Origin of the sequence: Psychrobacter cibarius (assembly GCF_016107535.1) — a bacterium.
Taxonomy (GTDB): Bacteria; Pseudomonadota; Gammaproteobacteria; order Pseudomonadales; family Moraxellaceae; genus Psychrobacter; species Psychrobacter cibarius.
In genome coordinates this window covers 1-787 of sequence record NZ_JABASQ010000068.1, presented here as the reverse complement: position 1 = coordinate 787, position 787 = coordinate 1, and the positions used below count along the sequence as shown (strand labels likewise).

The 787-nt window shown below is 42.4% G+C and carries 1 protein-coding gene; it reads right to left on the bottom strand.

The annotated features are described in order from the left end of the window. Positions 1–733, bottom strand: a protein-coding gene (locus JFC08_RS13630) for an IS5 family transposase (RefSeq protein ID WP_198331111.1) whose coding sequence is annotated in 2 segments (ribosomal slippage) — positions 1–505 and positions 505–733 — 734 coding nt annotated over the 2 segments. Because the reading frame shifts where the segments join, the coding sequence is not laid out codon by codon here. This gene is flagged as partial in the annotation. Positions 734–787 lie beyond the last annotated feature (54 nt).

The following is a 787-nucleotide window of genomic DNA, read 5'->3' as shown; positions in this document are numbered from 1 at the left end:
ATCATAGTACAAGCTAGATACAGCATAGACTTATAATTACGAGCCAATTTTTCGTATCTAGTCGCAATACTACGGAAGTGCTTTAGCCTTGCAAACGTGTTTTCAACTAAGTGTCGTAGCTTATATAAATAGTGATCAAACGCTACATCTGGTTGTTTAGCGTTTCTTCTTTTAGGGATGACAGGGCTTATGTTATCTTGCTTTAGCCTAGTTCTAATGGTTTCGGAATCATAAGCTTTATCAGCAATAAAGTAGGTCGCATCCGTTAGCATCTCTATAATATCATCTACCGCTTGGCTGTCGTGGACGTCACCCCCAGTGATTCTAAAATCAATCGGGTTTCCATGCGAATCGACGGCGAGATGAATCTTGGTAGTGGTTCCACCTCGTGACTTTCCAGTGGCTCGAAGCTCTCCTCGTCTTGCGCCGCTTGAATGCTGATGACAGCGGATATAGCTTCCGTCTGCGAATACCCATTCTTCATCAATACTTGCTCGTAGGTCAAAAAAAATTGTTCCCACAACCCCTTTTTTGACAACCTATTAAAACGGTTGTAGGCCGTTTTCCATGGACATAGCTCACTCGGTATATCACGCCATGGCGCGCCTGTACGAAGTTTCCACAATATGGCTTCCATGACTTGTTTGTCGTTTTTCCAAGTATGACAGCCATGAGCCTTCATGGTACTTTGGAGTTGTTCCCATGTATTATCGGTGAGCACTGTTCTTGCCATAATTTAGAGAGCCCTGTTTGAAATAGTCTCTTTATTTTAAAGCCTTTATACTTA